This window comes from Lentzea albidocapillata (assembly GCF_000719115.1).
Lineage (GTDB): Bacteria > Actinomycetota > Actinomycetes > Mycobacteriales > Pseudonocardiaceae > Lentzea > Lentzea albidocapillata.
On sequence record NZ_JOEA01000014.1, the window covers coordinates 115914 to 132304 of the forward strand.

The following is a 16391-nucleotide window of genomic DNA, read 5'->3' on the forward strand; positions in this document are numbered from 1 at the left end:
TCCGTCGAACGCCGAGGTCGATTCGACGGGTGATCTGGAAAACGCTTTCCGCATTATGCAGCAACACATTCAAGCCCTTGCGTCAGGTGCTGGACAGGGTCCATCGTAGCCGTCGTGGATCTGCGACGAGGGGTTCTGCTGCCGTTGGTGTTCACAGCCGTCCTGGCCGGGCAGCTGCCTGCTGCCGCGCACCCCACACCGGATGAACACCGCGGGCTCGTCGCGGCCTCCGTCGAGGGTGGCGTGCACCTGAGCTGGCGCATGCTCGGCCGGGAAGCCACCGGCTCCACCGCCACCGGTCTCTCGGGTCCCGGCTTCGCGGTGTACCGGGACGGGAAGCGCATCGCGACCGTCAGCGACAGCACCACGTACGTCGACACCGGCGGGGCACCCGGTGCGCGGTACCAGGTCGCTCCCGTACGACGCGGTGTCCCGCTGGGGCGCAGCAAGCCCGTGACGGCGTGGACGGCGTCCCATCACGACCTGCCGCTGCGCAAGCCGGCGGACGGCGTGACGCCGGCCGGTGAGCACTACACCTACTCCCCCAACGACGTCAGCGTCGGCGACGTGGACGGCGACGGCCAGTACGAGTACGTCGTCAAGTGGGATCCCAGCAACTCCAAGGACGTCTCGCAGGTCGGCTACACCGGACCGGTGTACCTCGACACGTACCGCTTCGACGGCACGCTGCTGCACCGGATCGACCTCGGTGTGAACATCCGGGCGGGCGCGCACTACACCCAGTTCCTGTTCTACGACTTCGACGGTGACGGCCGCGCGGAGCTGATGACGAAGACCGCGCCGGGCACTCGGGACGGACGCGAGCGGTTCATCACGATGCCGCGCGAGGACGTGCGCGCCGGGTACCGGCACACCGACGACTACCGGCTCAGCCCGGAGGGCTACCACGACCACCTCGCCGGCGTGTTCCGCGGCTGGGACTCCCATCCCGAGGTGGTCGCCGGCCGGTGGCCCGCGACGCTGGAGCAGGCGTTCGGCATCGAGCAACGGTACACCTACCCGTTGTCCACAGAGGACGCTGCCGCGCTGGCCGACCACTTCATCGACGTGTACGCGCCGTCCCGCAGTGCCAACAACAAACTGCGCCAGTTCGCCGGGTTCGTCATCGACGGCCCGGAATACCTGACCGTGTTCGACGGCGCCACGGGACGCGAGCTGCAGACCGTCCGCTACGAACCCGGCCGCACCGACGACGGGCTCCTGTGGGGCGACTACGCGATGTCCCGCATCGAACCGGGCAACCGTGTCGACCGGTTCCTGTCGGGAGTCGCCTACCTGGACGGCAAGCGCCCTTCCGCGATCTTCGCCCGTGGCTACTACACCCGTTCCACGGTCGCGACCTACGACTGGGACGGCAGGCGACTCAAGAAGCGCTGGCTCGTCGACAGCGGCTGGGTGCCGATGACGAACCCGTTCCGCGACTCCCCGCACGGCCGCGACGGCACGAGCCCCAGCCATGCCAAGCTCACGACGCAGGGCTCGCACTCGTTGAGTGTCGCCGACGTGGACGGTGACGGCAAGCAGGAGATCATCTACGGCGGCGCGACACTCGACGACGACGGCTCGTTGCTGTACAGCTCGGTCGGTGTGCTGCCACCGGGCAGCGTGGAACCGGGAGCCACGGTCCGGGTCGGACACGGTGATGCCCTGCACGTCACCGACATCGACCCGAACCGTCCCGGCCTCGAGATCTTCATGGTCCACGAGGGCGCCCGCTCCGCCCCGTACGGCTACGCGATGCGCGACGCCCGCACCGGTGCGACGATCTACGGCACCTACTCCGGAATGGACACCGGCCGCGGCATGATCGGTGACGTCCGCCCCGACGTGCCCGGCATCGAGACGTGGGCGTCCATGCCGAACGGCTCCGAGTCCGCGGGCATCTGGAGCGCGGACGGCCGCCGGCTCGACACCCGTTCTCCCGGAACGAACATGAGCATCCGCTGGGCCGGTGACCTGACCACCCAGATCGTGACCGGCGCCCAGGACGCGACGCCGGCCGTCGAGGACTGGCAGCGCGGCACGCTGCTCACCGCCACCGGAACGCGCACCAACAACGGCACCAAGGGAAACCCGTCGCTCGTGGCCGACGTGTTCGGCGACTGGCGCGAGGAGCTGGTTGTGCGCACGCAGGACAGCACCGCACTGCGCTTCTACCTCAGCACCGAGCCGACGAACCACAAGATGTACACGCTCATGCACGACCGCCAGTACCGCGTCGATGTCGCCCGTCAGCAGACCTCCTACAACCAGCCGTCGTACCCGGGCTTCTACTTCGCCTCGGACGTCGACTGGTCGCGCGTTCCCCTGCCCTCGCACCGATTGGCCGGATCATGATCAAAGGACTTCTCGTCACGGTGGCGGTTCTCGTGAGCACCGCCGCCCCGCCGGCGTCCGCCGCCACCTCGAGCTCGCCCACCGACCCGAACGTCAAGTACTTCGGCCGCTGGAACACGAGCTCGTCGAGCGCCTACGTCTCCGAATGGGCGGGCGCCTACCTCGTCGTCGGCTTCACCGGCCGGACGGTGAAGCTCAAGCAACGCCGCGCGATCGACTTCTTCGTGAGCATCGACGGCGGACCTGACGTGTCCTATGTGAACCGAACCGGCACAGTGAACCTCACCCCGGCGCCACTGGCCGCGGGCAACCACACCCTGCGTGTCTCCTACCGCCCGATCGCGGGCTCCTACAAGGGCGACGCGGTGTACCAGGGCATCGAGATCGACACCGGCGCACGCACGTTCACGCCCGCCGTGCCGTCGAAGACCATCGAGTTCGTCGGCGACTCGATCACCGTCGGCCAGCAGTCGTCGAAGCAGGCGCTCACCGCGTACGGCTGGCTGACCGGCGAGAAGCTCAAGGTCGGCCACACCCAGATCGCGGTGGGCGGCGCGTGCCTGCACCCGGCGGCGGACGGCTGCCTGAGCATGCGGGAGGGCTTCCTGCGCACCGGCCTGGCACTGAACGCGCCCGCGTGGAACTTCAGCCGGTACAGGGCGAACGCCGTCGTGATCAACCTCGGCACGAACGACGTCGGCCACAGCGTGACCAAGGAGCAGTTCCGCTCCTCCTATGTCACTCTTCTCCGGCGTGCGCGGGAGAAATACCCGACCGCGGCGATCTTCGCCCTCACCACGTTCCGCAAGCGGTACGTCCCGGAGACCCAGGCGGCGGTGAAGGCGCTCACCGACGGCGGCGACCGCAACGTGCACTTCGTCGACACCCTGGGCTGGATCAACGAGGCCACCGACACGACGGACAACGTGCATCCCAACGACCAGGGTCACCGCAAGATCGCCGACCGGCTGGCGCCGATCGTGGCAGCCAGAATCTAAGCAGGTGCCTTCGCCAGCACCTCGATCTCGCCAAGAGTGAGGTACCCGGACGGGCGCGCGGTGAGGACGACTCGCACGGCGGTCGCCGGCGGCGATGGGTTCAGCACGACCTCGGTCCGCAGCGCGGTGACTTCGACGTCGCCGCTCGCGTCGACCCACGTGCCCTCGACCGTCCGCACCTGGACCTTGAGGCTCTGGGCGATACCGCCCTCGCCGTCGCGGTGAGAATGCACGGCCACCCGCGTGAGATCACGGGTTCCGGGCAACGAGAAGGTGATCGTGTCGGCAGGGTTCTTGGTGCCGGACCTCCAGTTCGACCATGCCTTCTCCTCCGTGACGCCGTTGCGCAGCCGTTCCGCGGAGTAGCCGGACTCGGTGTAGGTCGCCGCGACAGCAGCGTCCAGCGCCGCGTTCACCTCCACCGGCTCGGTCACCTGCACCACCGCCGTCGCGGCCACCGTGCTGCCGTCGACGACCTGGGCGCGGCCGGTCACCGTCACCGTCCCGACGTGGTCGAACTCCGCGGCGTCCCACACGACGGGGAGTTCGGCCCTGCCGCCTCGTTTACCCACACCTGTGACGGTGGCCGGCAGTTCGGGCCGCCCGCCGACGTAGGTCTTCGCGCGAGCGGGCAGTGTCGTGGCGATCGTGTCGACGGTGACCACGGCCAGCGCGGGCAGCTTGCGCCCGAGCACGTCCGTCGCCGTGCCGTGGACGCGCACGGTGCCGGGCTGTTGCCAGCGCCAGTCCGGCGGGAGGTTCCAGACCACGGGAACTGCGCCCCGTGCTCCGTCCGGGTACACCGGCGTCACGGTCTGCGGCAGCACGGGCCGAAGCTTGGGAACCGTGAACACAGCGGTGTCCTGAGTGCGCTGCACGGTCTCGTCGACCGGTGTCCAGCGCTGGTTCGCGCCTGATGTCGGGGTCTTCGCCGACACGGTCTCACCGGTCGCCTCGATCAGCGTGCCGGTGGCAGCGTTCACAAAAGTCCAGCTGCCGTCACCGGTCGTCGACATGATCCACTGAGCCGCGGTGTCCCTGGCCGACTGCAGCACGACGGCGTCACCCGATGCGGCCAGCCGGGTTCCGGTCACGGCGCTGACGATCTCGTACCGCTCGCGGTTTCCGTTGCCGTGTCCCAGTTTCCGCACCGCCCACAGCTGCCGTGCGCTTGTGGTGTCGGTCGTCCGCAGGACCGCTTTCGCCCAGTCGTCGGACGGCTGCAGGGACTTCCCGCCCGTGGCGATCCGGTACACGTGATCGGGCTGGACGAGCGCGGCGTCACCGGACACCCCCGCCACACCGTCGACGAGGAACGTGGTGACCGACTTCGCCGGCACCGTGACCGTCGCCGACTTCCCGGCCACCCGCACGGGCTTGCCTCGCACGAGGGCTCCGGACGCGTCGGTGACGACCGGGGTCACCTTGGCCAGCGGCGAGACGAGCCCGAACCGGGACAGGTCCAGCGTCACCGCACGGCCGGTGTTGCCGCTGTTGACGTGCACGACCGTCGCGTCCAGACCGGACCGCTTCACCGCGGCCACGCTCGACGGGTCGTCGGTCTTGACGAACCGGTCGCCCGGCCGGACGAAGTGGGTGAAGTTGCGGATGGTGTGGAACTTGGTGTTGGTCCTGATCGGACAGGACTCCAGCGTGTCGTCCGCCGTGCAGTCGAACGGGATGTGGATGCTGCCCCAGTTCTTGCCGGCGGCCGCCTGCGGGACGGTGTCCTCGATCGGTTGCCAGAACACCCAGGCGGACGGTTCGAGCTCGCGGATGTCCTCGAGCATCCTGGTCGCCATGCCCAGGCCGGGTTCCATGCTCGTGTAGTCGGTGGTGCCGTTGCCCCAGGTGCCCTCGACCTCGCTCATCCAGAGCTTCTCGTCGGCGCCCTTGGCGATGTCGCGGACGCTGGTGCGCTGGCCCGTGCCGTAGGTGTGCACGTTGAGCTGGTCGACCACGTCCCGCGCCGGGCCGTAGCCGTTCCAGTTGCGCACGAACGTGCCTGGGTTCGTCTCGTCCATCGCGGACACCTTCACCCGCGACCTCAGTTGGTCGAGCGCGCGGCGCGTGGCGAGCAGAACCTCTTGCTGCAACTCGGGTCCGGCGTGCGCGCCCTCCTGGCGTCCACCGGTCGGCTGGCCGTCAGGACCGATCTGCGTGCCCCAGTAGTTCGTGTTGGGCTCGTTCAACGGCGCGAGCGTGTCGAACTTGATGCCGTGCGCGCGTTCCATCTCCTGGGTCACGCGCGCCAGGTAGGTGGCGAAGTCCTCGACGCGGTCCCGGCGAATCTGGTCGGTGTTCGCGTCGAAGCCGCCGGAGACGTAGCCGCTGACGGTCTGGAACCACGGCGGTGAGTTGCTGAACGCCTCCCATTTCGTGACCTCGCGCTTGATCTGGTCGACCCACCAGCGCTGGTTGGCGTCCGCGGAGAAGTCCCAGTGGTCCGGGTTGTCCGGCTGCCACCAGTCCACATCGGCGCGCGTGGTGCCGGGAGGGGCTTTCCAGAAGCCCTCCATCGTCGCGCCCTTCTTCATGTAGTCCTTGCGGACGTCGGGCGCGTTGCCGCCGCCGATGTTGTACCGCGCGATGTTCAGGCGCAGTCCGTCCTCACCGAACAGCAGGTCGACGAGCTTGCGGCGGATCGGCTCCGGATAACCACCGGTGATGTTCGCGAACCACACCAGGCTGGTGCCCCAGCCCTCGAACTCCGGTTGCTGGTACGACGGGTCGACGCGAACGGTGACCCCGTTCTGCGGCAACGGGTCCGCGGCGGCCGGCGTGGCGAGACCGGCGGCGAGGAGGACGAGAACCAGCAGAAGTCGCGCCATGTCAGGCTCCCAGCCGGAAGTCGGCGACACGGATCGGCGACGGCGTGGTGCCGCTGGAGGTTTGCTGGTACTGCACCGACAGAATTCCCTGGGACGCGACGCGGGACGCGTCCACGTTCACCTCGCCGAACGCCCGCAGTGACGGGCGGTCGAACAACGTCGTCCAGTTCGTCCAGCCGCTCGCCTTGCTCGCCGCCACGATCTTCCCGCGCGGCAGCACGAGGTACGCGTTGTCGTCCCGGTCGAACACGATCTTCGTGCGCTGGGTGTGGTTCGGCGGGATCGGCACCTCCATCTTGGTCCACCTGCCGTCGGCTCCGCGGAAGACGTGGAAGGTGCGGCCGTACTGCGTGCGCTGCTGCGCGTAGTTCGACACGCACTGGGTGAACCGGCCGGGTACATAGCTGATCACGACGTGCGGCCGGCCCTGCGCGTCCACGGCCTGGCTCTCCTGGTTCATCAGGCCGTGGTTCGGGTCGAGCGGATCCGCCACCAGACCTGGCGAGTTGACGCTCACCCGCGCGCCACCGGTCGTGCCCACCACTGTTCCGGCACCGTTGCGCCACGTCCGGCCGCGGTCGTCGCTGTAGACGTAGCCGGTGTCGTGGTTGGTCAGCCCGCCCGCGTTGCACAGCACGCCGGTGTTGCCTTCACGCCAGGTAAAAGCGGCGTGCAACCGTCCACTTCGGTCATAGGTCAGGCCGTGCAGGTACATGTTGCGGGTCGTGGACACCACGCCGTTCGGGCCGGTGTACGAACCGGTGGCGGACGACCATCCGCCGAGCTTGCGCCACGTGCCGCCGGAGTACTCGGCCAGCTCGTTGACGCCGTTGCCGGAGCCACCGGTGCGGTAGCTGAACTGCAGTCTGCCTTCGGGTGTCACCACGAACTGCGGGTAGGTCATGGAACCGAGCTCGACGCCGCCGAGCGTACGCTGCACCGCACCGAACGCGGCGGCGTTCCACTGCTGGGCGCCGGTCGCGAGGCCGGGCTGGGACCGGAAGTAGAACAATCGTGTGTTGTGCGTGTCCAGCGCGACGTGGATCGTGTTGTCCTGCGGGGAGATTCCCAGCGAGATCACGTTGTGCGAATCGTTGGCGCTGAGCCGGTGCGGCAGCACCACGCTCTCCCACCGCGAGCTGCCCACGGTCCGCCGCGCCACCACGGCGTTGCGGCTCGCGGTGTACCAGGTGGCGTACTGACGTCCCTGGTAGGTCAGGATCGCGTCCTGCTGGAACGAGTTGTTGTTCACCACCCCGTCGTAGGACACGAAGTACAGCGCTGAAGGATCAAGCAGTGTGTCGGCCACGAGGCTCACCGCCGGTGCCGCCGCGGGCGCACCCAACGCGGTTCCCGACGACGCCAGCAGCACCGTCACCAAGCTCAGAACGATCCTCTTCACGGTTCCCCCGGCTGTCGCGGTTCGGCATGTTCCACGGAGCGTGAAGTCGAACAAAATCGAACGCAAGCCTTGAGTTGTTCGATAACACAATGCGCGCTGTGAACGGCGCGAACCTCGTGGCCTCTTGTCGCCCCTTCGCCCCGACTGTTCACTTGTGTTCAGTTCTGTCTGAACATGGAGGTTCAGCGTGCGGCGCGCGATTGTTCTTGCCACGGTGCTGTTAGTTGCGGTTGGTTCGACGACACCGATCGCCTCCGCAGTCGATCCACCTCCGGACGTGCACACCTACCTGGAGGATCCGCGCAAGATCGCCGAGGGCCAGGAGCCGCACCACGCATTGCTGCTCCCTCAGGCCGATGTCGCCTCGGCCGTCCGCGGCGACGAGCGCACCCCGTTCACGCAGTCGCTGGACGGCAAGTGGCGGATCTCCATGGCGGACAGGCCCGCCGACGTTCCGGCGCGGTTCTACGCCGACGACCACGACACGTCCGGCTGGCGCACCGTGACCGTGCCGCACACCTGGCAGACCGACGGCCTCGACCACCCGATCTTCCGCAACATCGCCACCGAGGTGCAGCCGGACGACCCGCCCCGCGTGCCCCGCGACGTGAACCCGACTGGTGCTTACGTCCGCGACTTCGACGTGCCCGCCGACTGGACGAAGCGCGCCACGTTCGTGCGCTTCGAGGGCGTGACGTCCGGCTACTTCGTGTGGGTCAACGGCACGTACATCGGCTACGACCAGGGCGGCTACACCCCGGCCGAGTTCGACATCTCCTCCGCGCTGCGACCGGGCCACAACAAGATCGCGGTCCAGGTGCACCGTTGGAGCGCCGGTTCCTACCTCGAGGACTACGACCAGTGGCGGTACTCGGGCATCTTCCGCTCGGTGTCGCTGTACTCGACGCCCGCCACGTTCATCCAGGACGTCACGCTCAGGACCGACCTCGACGCCACCTACACCGACGCGACCCTCACCGCGGACGTCGAGCTCGGCCACAAGCCCGGTGGCACCACCGGGACGCACCGCGTCACCGCCAGCCTGCGTGACTCCCGTGGCGCCGAAGTCGGTTCGGCGAGCCAGGAGACCGACGGCAGCACCGCCCGTCTCACCCTGCCGGTGCGCAACCCGGCCAAGTGGACCGACGAGACGCCGAACCTCTACACCGTCGTGCTGACGCTGACCGCGCCCGACGGCAAGATCACACACATCACCAGTGACACCACCGGTTTCCGCGAGATCGAGATCCGGAACAGGACGTTGCTGATCAACGGCAAGCGCGTGCTGTTCAAGGGCGTCAACCGCGCGGAGACAAACCCGGACCACGGCCGGCACGTCCCGCGTGCGGCGCAGGAACGCGACGTGGCGCTGATGGAGCAGCTCAACGTCAACGCCGTGCGCACCTCGCACTACCCGAGCGACCCGTACTTCTACGACCTCGCCGACAAGCACGGCATCTGGATCGGCGACGAGGTCGACATCGAGACCCACAACCACGAGAACTGCGCCCGGTGGTGCCAGGCCAACCAGCCGGAGTGGCGCGACACGTTCCTGGATCGCCTGATCGGCATGGTCGAGCGGGACAAGAACCACCCGAGCGTCTTCCTGTGGGACACCGGCAACGAGGCGGGGCTCGGCGCGCACCACTTCGAGATGGCGAAGTGGCTCAAGGCCAACGACCCGTCGCGGCCGATCTACCACCAGTCCAACAACCCCGACGGTGACGCGCCGTTCGCCGACATCTGGGGACCGCGCTACCCGTCGCCGGAGCGGTTCGCCGAGCAGGCGAAGAGCACGACCAAGCCGCTGATCTTCGGCGAGTACGCCCACGCGATGGGCAACAGCCTGGGCAACTTCCGGGAGTTCTGGGACATCATCCGGGCCAACCCGCAGACCCAGGGCGGCTTCATCTGGGACTGGGCCGAGCAGAACATCAAGCAGAAGACCCGCATCGCACCGGACAGTTCCGGCAACGACATCACGGCGCTGCTGTCCGGTGCGCCCAAGCTCGTCGACGGCCACCGCGGCAAGGCGCTGTCGCTGTCCGGGCTCGACGACTTCGTCGAGGTCTACCGCGACCGCAAGCTCGACATCACCGGCACGGCGCTGACGCTCGACGCCTGGGTCAAGCCCGGCAAGTGGACCGGCCAGTTCCCCATCATCGCCAAGGGCGACCACCAGTGGACGCTCAAGATGAAGGACGAGACCACGCTCGAGTTCTTCATCCACAGCGGCACGTGGCGCGCGGTGCAGGCGAAGGTGCCCGCCGACTTCTACGGCAAGTGGCACCGGGTCAGCGGTACGTACGACGGCACCGCGCTGCGGCTGTACATCGACGGCGCCGAGGTCGGCACCCTGCCGTTCACCGGCGCGATCGACTACTCGGCAGCGGACGTGAACATCGGCCGCGACTTCGAGATGTCGTGGAACGACCCGTCGACCGTCGGCTGGATGGCTCGCGGTGAGGTCGACGACGTCCGCGTCTACGACCGGGCGTTGCCGGCCGCCGAACTCGGCGTGTCCGCCGCCCCGGCCGGCGGCGCCGTGCTGGCGCTCGACTTCGACAGCGTGCAGGAACGTGGCACCCACTTCGCCTACGGGTCGACGCTGTCCGGTGTGGACGGTCTGATCGGCACGGACCGCAAGCCCCAGCCGGAGACCACGCAGATGGCGTGGGCACACCAGCCGATCCGGTTCGGCTACTCCGGCGGTGTGCTGTCGGTGACCAACGAACGCCAGTTCACCGGCACCGACGACCTCACCCTGCGCTGGCGCGTCACCGAAGGCTCGCGGGTGGTCAGGAGCGGTGAACAGCCGTTGCGGGTCGCCGCCGGATCGACCGCGCCGATCTCGCTGCCGGTGCCGGTCAACGACGCCGACCGGGAACGGTTCCTGACCGTCGAAACGGTCACGTCGTCGGCGGCACCGCTGCTCCCGGCCGGGCACGTGCTCGCGCACGACCAGTTCGCACTGGGCGGCAGCCGCGTTCCCGGTCTGGACAAGGCGCCGCTCGACTGGGCCGCCGTGTTCACCCACGAGGACGCCCAGAAGGTCACCGCCACCGCGGCGGGCGCCACCTACACGGTGGACAAGAAGTCCGGTGCGCTGACGTCCATCAAGTCGTGGGGCCGCGAGCTGCTTGCCAGCGGTCCAAAGCTCGACGCGTGGCGTGCGCCGATCAGCAACGAGACCTACACGTGGGGCCGCGCCGAGGGTGAGGACTGGCGCAAGGCCGGCCTGGACCGGCTGGAGACCACGGTGTCCGGTGTGCGGGTGGAGAAGGATGGGCACAAGACCACCAGGATCATCGTGGACAGCAAGGTGGCCGCGCCCGGTGTGAGCGGGGCGTGGTTCGACCAGACGATGGTCTACTCGGTCGACTCGGCCGGTGTGCTGCGACTCGGGCACCGCGTGACGCCGCAGGGTTCTATGCGGACGCTGCCGTACCTGCCCCGCATCGGTGTCCAGCTGTCCGTGCCCGACCGCTACTCCGAGTTCTCCTGGTACGGCCGGAAGGCGGAGAGCTACGTCGACCGCAAGGACGGCACGCCGATCGGGGTGCACTCCACCTCGGTGGCCGACCAGTACGTCGAGTACCACCGCCCGCAGGACCACGGCAACCACACCGACACCCGGTGGGCGTTGCTCACCGACGGACGCACGTCCGGTCTGCTGGTGTCGGGGGCTCGCGAGGTCAGCGTGACGCAGTACGACGACATCGAGCGCGCCGCGTACCCGTTCATGTTGCAGCGCAACAAGGGGTACTTCACGCTGCACGCCGACCACGCCGTGACAGGTGTCGGTGACACGCCGAACCCGGTGCGGCAGCGCAGCCAGGTCCGTCCTGACAGCACCTACGAGTACACGATCACCATGCGGCCGCTGACGTCGCAGGAAGCCAGGTCGGGCCTTCCGGCGGGGGCCTGACCGGTGGAGGTGGCCCCGGTGTTCGCCGGGGCCACCTCACTTTCACGCCCGTGTGCGTCCGATGTAGACGTTGCGGGCCCGGTACACGGTCTCCGCGGTCGGGCCAGGGCTGCCGGACGAGCCCTCCATCTGCATGTTGATGATCACCCAGAGCCGCTTGCCGACGAAGTTCCTCGCGGTGTGCTTGGCGATCCACTTGCCGTCGAGGTAGTAGTGGATGTCGACGTCGGTGCCGTTCACCTTGGTCATCCAGGCCCGGTAGGTGTGCCACGAGCCCGGCGACGAGACGGCGACGATCGAGCTCGACACGTCACTGGACGTCCGGAAGGTGTTGAACCAGTTCCGGTTGTCCCCCTTGAACTCCAGGATGTCGCTCTCCGGCGGCCAGCTGTTGACGCCGGTCAGCCAGAACGCGGGCCAGGTGCCGCGGGTAGACGGCGCCTGGAAGTCGCCCTTCACCTCCCAGTTCGGGAACTGGTCGTTCACCACGACGTGTTCCTTCGCGTGGATAGCGCCGGAGTGGTAGCGGATGGGCAGGTGCGGATCGGCCGTGCTGTTACCCTCGTCCCAGGAGATGCGCGTCGCCTTCACCGTCAGCACGCCGCCGGAGAGCGACACGTGGTTGTGGTCGCTGGAGCTCGCGTACATCCTGGCCGTGCCGTTGTGGTCGGAACCCCACGGGTAACGGTAGTTCCACTCCGACTCCAGCGCGCCGTAGCCGCTGAAGGAACCTGTCCCGATCACCTCTTCCCACGCCGCCGCGTTCGCGGGGGTCGTGGAAGCGGCGGTGAGGACGACGACGAGTGCGCCTGCTGCGATTCTCATCGCCTTACTGTCCTGGACAGACTCGTTGCCGCACAACAGTTCCGTCGATTCGACGGACGGTTCGATCGACGGTGTCAGTCGTGCGGTGAGCTGCCCTCAGCCGGGTCGTGGACGTCGAGCCGGCCGCACATCCCGAACCGCCTCGGGCCTTCCGCGCGGACCACGTGGACGTCCGCCTCCGCGAGGTGGCCGATGTCGCCGTCCCGCAACCGGTCCAACTGCTCACCGGTGCGTTCGGCCGACGCCAGCGCGCCGGTCCGCCACCGTTCCTCCCAATCGTCCAGAACGCCCTGCTTCAGCCGCACAGCCGAGCGGTAGAAGGCGTCCAGCGCCGCATCCTCGCCCGCCTCGACGCGTTGCCGCAGCTCCAGGAACCCTTCGAGGGCGAGGTCCCTGCGCCGCCGGGCGGACTCCTCGTCACCGGCCTGAGCGTGCGCGGCGTAGTTCCCGGCATCGGCCAGCACTTCGGCGGGAAAGGTGAACACCGCGTCCCCGGCCTCGGGCAGGCCGCTGTTCTGCATCACGACGATGATCCGCAGATCGCCGTCGTTGACCAGGCGGTGGATCGTGCCGGGCGTGAACCAGACGACGCCGCCCTCGCGCAGCGGCGTCTCGGCGAACCCGCGCCGGGTCAGGGTCTGGACGCTGCCCTGCCCGCCGATCACGTAGTAGCACTCCGAGCAGGCGAGGTGGACGTGCGGTGAACCACCGCACACCCCGTCCACCGTCGGCCAGTCGTACACCCGCAGGCCGGAGATGCCCACCCCGCCCGGAAACGGCGTCACCACGGATGTTCCTCCACATAGGATTCCAGTTGCGCGGCGTCCCACTCGCCGTTGGCCACGACGAGCCGGTAGCGCAGGTTCAGCGCGTCGCCCGGAGCCAGCTCCACCGTGTCGTGGAAGGCGAAGGACGGGTTGACCGCCGCGAACGGCGTGCTGCGCACGAACCAGTGTGTACCCATGTTGTCCGGGTGGTCCAGGAACAGCAGCGTCGACGAGCGATCCACCTCGTCGTGCCGGCCGACGAACGCGAGCCAGCGCGCTGTCCTGCCCATCATCTCCTGCCCGGCTCCCCCGTCCGCGGCGATCACAGTGCCCTCGGTGAACGAACGCGGGCCGCGCCAGAAGAACCCGGTGTAGCCGGCGAGCTCACGCCCGTTGGTGGTCGGGCTGCCGAACACCAGCGGCTCGGCACGCAGATTCGTCAGCGTGGTGGCGAACTCCAGCGTCCACGAGTCGTCCTCGACATCGCGCACCGCCATCGAACGCGTCTCACCGACCCAGCGTTCTCCCTCCTCGGTGAACCACGACAGCCGCTCGCCGATCCGGGAACCGTCGACCTCGAACTCCTCGTGCCGCATGGTTCCGACGTTCGACAGCGCCGCGTAGCCCCGGTCACGCACGTACGTGACGCCACCCCAGAAGTTCTCCCCCGACACGTCGGTCGCGGTCATCTGCACACCCTTGTGCCAGCGGTGGTCGTGCGGCCGGAACGCCGTCACCACGTCACCGGCGAGCGTGCGCACCGGGTGCAGGTAGGGTTTCGGCCCCTCGAACGCGGGCGTGGAGGGCCGGTAGACGTACCGGAAGAGCTCGACGTCGCCCACCGACACGGTGAGCACCTCGTCGTCCTGCCGCGTGATCACCGGGTGTTCACCCACGGGGCACCGATCCCTTCCATCGTCGCGTGGAACGGGCTGTCCGGGCCGATCTGGCCTGCCTTCACCACGGTGCCGGTGAACGCGGAGGCGTAGAGCGCCGCGATGAACTCCATCGTGTTCCTGGTGTCCGCGAGGGTCACCGGTGGCGTCTCGCCGCTGTCCAGCGCGTCCAGGAACGCCGCCAGCTGGCACCGGTGACCACTGACGATCCCCGACGGCTCCTCGCGCCAGCGCGTGACGATCTCGTCGTGGCCGGGCGCGGGAGTCACGGTCCAATGCGCGTCGGTGTAGCCGTAGAGGTGCTCGACCTCGACCGTGGCGCGTTCGAAGTCGAACCTCAGCTGCGACGTCTCCCTGGGCGACAGCACTGAGTTGATCACCGAGGCGACCGTGCCGTCGGCGAAGGTCACCAGTGCCATCGAGACGTCCTCGGTCTGCACGTCCCGCGCCTGCCGGACCGCCACCGCCCGGATCTCCTGCCAGGGTCCGAGGACCGACAGCAGGAGGTCGAACTGGTGGATGCCGTGGCCCATCGTCGGGCCGCCGCCCTCGCTCTCCCACGTCCCGCGCCACGGCATGTCGAAGTAGGCGTCGCCGCGGTACCAGAGCGTGTCGCACTTGGCGACGAACGACCTGCCGAACACGCCTTCGGAGACCAGCCGCCGCAGGCGTACCGCGGCCGGCCCGAAGCGGTGCTGGAACACGGTGGCGACGCGGCCGGTCGAAGCGCGTTCGGCCGCGATCAGCGTGTCGATCTCGCTCAGCGACAACGCCGGCGGCTTCTCCACCAGCACGTTCACGTTCGCGGCGAGGCAGTCCAGCGCCACCGGCACGTGATGGCGTGGTGGCGTGCACACGTGCACGACGTCCAGTTCTTCCGCCTCCAGCAACGCGGTGGCGGTGAGGTGCACGCGCGGCACACCCCACTCCGCGGCGAACGCCGAGGCGCGATCGGCGTCCACGTCCACCACCGCCACCAGTTCGACGCGCTCGCCCATCACCCGCAACGACTCGGCGTGGGCCGCCGCGATCGCCCCCGTGCCGACGATGGCCGCCCGCCTCACCGTGCGGCGTCCACTTCGGACTGGACTTCCCTGATGAACGCCGCCGCCGCGGTGTCGGGCGTGGTCCTGCCGAACAGGACGTCCTCGGTGTGCCGCTTGAGGATCGTGTCGAGCGTGCTGGCGCCGTTCGGCGTGATCCTCGGCGGATCGCTGACCGGAACGGTGTCGAGGTACTCCTTGGCGGCCTTGTCGGTGTCCTTGAGCTGCCCGGCGATCGCCTCGCGGATCTTCTGGTTGGCGGGCACGCCGCGTTCGGTCAGCAGGACCTTGGCCGCCTCGTCGTCGTTGGCGAGGAAGCTCACGAACGCCGCGGCCTCGGCCGGGTACTTCGACCTCGCGGACACCGACCAGAACATCGACGGCTTGTAGTAGGCGCCGGGCGAGGCGCCCTGGGTCTCGCCGGGCAGCCGCAGCAGCTTCAGCCTGGCGCCACTGGCGGCGGTCAGCGCGGTCAGCTGGGTGTTCCACCACAGGCCGAACACCGCGGTGCCGGTCGCGGTGGCCGACTGGTTCAGCCCGGCGGACGCCTTCTCGACGCTCACCGACGGCGGCGGCGCGACACCGGACTTGGACAGGTCGAGGATGTACTGCCAGTAGTCACGGGCGATCTCCTGCGGCAGCACGACCTTGGCGTCGGCGTCGAACATCGCCTTGCCCTGCTGCCGCGCCCGGATGCTCAGCCCGGCCGCGTCGTTGATGCCCGGCGACTGCACGCCGAACACCGCGCCGCCCCCGGCCTTCGACACCTGCTCGCCGATCTTCCTCAGGTCGTCCCACGACCACTTCGTGTCGTCGGGCACCGGGATGCCGTACTTCTCCAGCAGGTCGAGGTTGACCATGATCGAGTACATGCCGAGGCCGACCGGCAGCCCGTACTGCTTGCCGGCGATCGCACCGGTCGCGAGCGCCTTCTGGTCGAAGTTCGTGGTGTCCAGGTGCTTCTTGGCCTCGTTCAGGTCGAGCAGCGCGCCACGCTCGGCGTAGGAGGCGATGTAGAGCTCGTCCATCTGCATGATGTCGGGGGCGTCGTTGGCCGCCATGGTGGTGGCGAGGCTGTCCCAGTAACCGTTCCACTCCTTGAACTCACCTTTGACGGTGATGTTCGGGTGCTTGCGCTGGAACATCTCGATGACCTGCTGGGTGCGCTTGTGCCGGTCGTCCGCGCCCCACCAGGTGAAGCGCAGCGTGACCTTCTCGGTCGTGAGGTCGGCACCCGCCTCCGTTCCGGAACCACACGCCGCCAGCATGGACGCGGTCAGCGACAGCAGGACCGCCCACGCGGTCCCTCTGCGAACACCTCTGAGCATCAGCTTTCCTTTCGG

Annotated in this window: 10 protein-coding genes; 3 read left to right on the forward strand and 7 right to left on the reverse strand. The window is 68.5% G+C overall.

What is annotated here, in order from left to right; all coding sequences use genetic code 11:
* Positions 1-114 precede the first annotated feature (114 nt).
* Together IG04_RS46630 and IG04_RS46635 are read left to right on the forward strand one after the other, a co-directional pair.
* A complete protein-coding gene (locus tag IG04_RS46630; protein ID WP_030478617.1) occupies positions 115-2358 on the forward strand; it encodes a rhamnogalacturonan lyase in 2244 nt (747 codons plus the stop codon).
* Positions 2355-3356, forward strand: a complete 1002-nt coding sequence (locus IG04_RS46635; protein ID WP_030478618.1) for an SGNH/GDSL hydrolase family protein — start codon at positions 2355-2357, stop codon at positions 3354-3356. Before IG04_RS46630 ends, IG04_RS46635 begins: the two co-directional genes overlap by 4 nt.
* Here the strand turns inward: IG04_RS46635 and IG04_RS0122255 are convergent.
* On the reverse strand, positions 3353-6187 hold the full coding sequence (locus tag IG04_RS0122255) for a glycoside hydrolase (RefSeq protein ID WP_051770408.1): 2835 nt from the start codon (positions 6185-6187) through the stop codon (positions 3353-3355). The genes IG04_RS46635 and IG04_RS0122255 overlap by 4 nt on opposite strands.
* A 1-nt stretch (position 6188) precedes the next feature.
* The gene (locus IG04_RS0122260; protein WP_030478620.1) at positions 6189-7589 is read right to left on the reverse strand and encodes a BNR repeat-containing protein; all 1401 of its coding nucleotides are present in this window, start codon (positions 7587-7589) and stop codon (positions 6189-6191) included.
* A gap of 277 nt (positions 7590-7866) precedes the next feature.
* Between IG04_RS0122260 and IG04_RS0122265 the strand changes: the two genes are divergently transcribed.
* Positions 7867-11517, forward strand: coding sequence for a glycoside hydrolase family 2 TIM barrel-domain containing protein (locus IG04_RS0122265; RefSeq protein WP_245816097.1), 3651 nt, complete (start codon positions 7867-7869; stop codon positions 11515-11517).
* A 42-nt stretch (positions 11518-11559) separates the two neighbouring features.
* On the opposite strand, the gene IG04_RS0122270 is transcribed toward IG04_RS0122265, so the two are convergent.
* From IG04_RS0122270 to IG04_RS0122290, 5 genes are all read right to left on the reverse strand, one after another.
* A complete protein-coding gene (locus tag IG04_RS0122270) occupies positions 11560-12342 on the reverse strand; it encodes a family 16 glycosylhydrolase (protein WP_051770410.1) in 783 nt (260 codons plus the stop codon).
* 74 nt (positions 12343-12416) lie between these two features.
* On the reverse strand, positions 12417-13130 hold the full coding sequence (locus IG04_RS0122275) for a cupin domain-containing protein (protein WP_063758300.1): 714 nt from the start codon (positions 13128-13130) through the stop codon (positions 12417-12419).
* Complete coding sequence (locus tag IG04_RS0122280) at positions 13124-14005, reverse strand: DUF6807 domain-containing protein (protein WP_211257792.1); 882 nt, start codon at positions 14003-14005, stop codon at positions 13124-13126. The genes IG04_RS0122275 and IG04_RS0122280 overlap by 7 nt, the downstream gene beginning before the upstream one ends.
* Positions 13987-15069: a Gfo/Idh/MocA family protein gene (locus IG04_RS0122285; protein ID WP_030478625.1), complete on the reverse strand. Its 1083-nt coding sequence runs from the start codon at positions 15067-15069 to the stop codon at positions 13987-13989. Before IG04_RS0122285 ends, IG04_RS0122280 begins: the two co-directional genes overlap by 19 nt.
* Positions 15066-16376, reverse strand: a complete 1311-nt coding sequence (locus IG04_RS0122290; protein WP_030478626.1) for an ABC transporter substrate-binding protein — start codon at positions 16374-16376, stop codon at positions 15066-15068. Before IG04_RS0122290 ends, IG04_RS0122285 begins: the two co-directional genes overlap by 4 nt.
* Positions 16377-16391 lie beyond the last annotated feature (15 nt).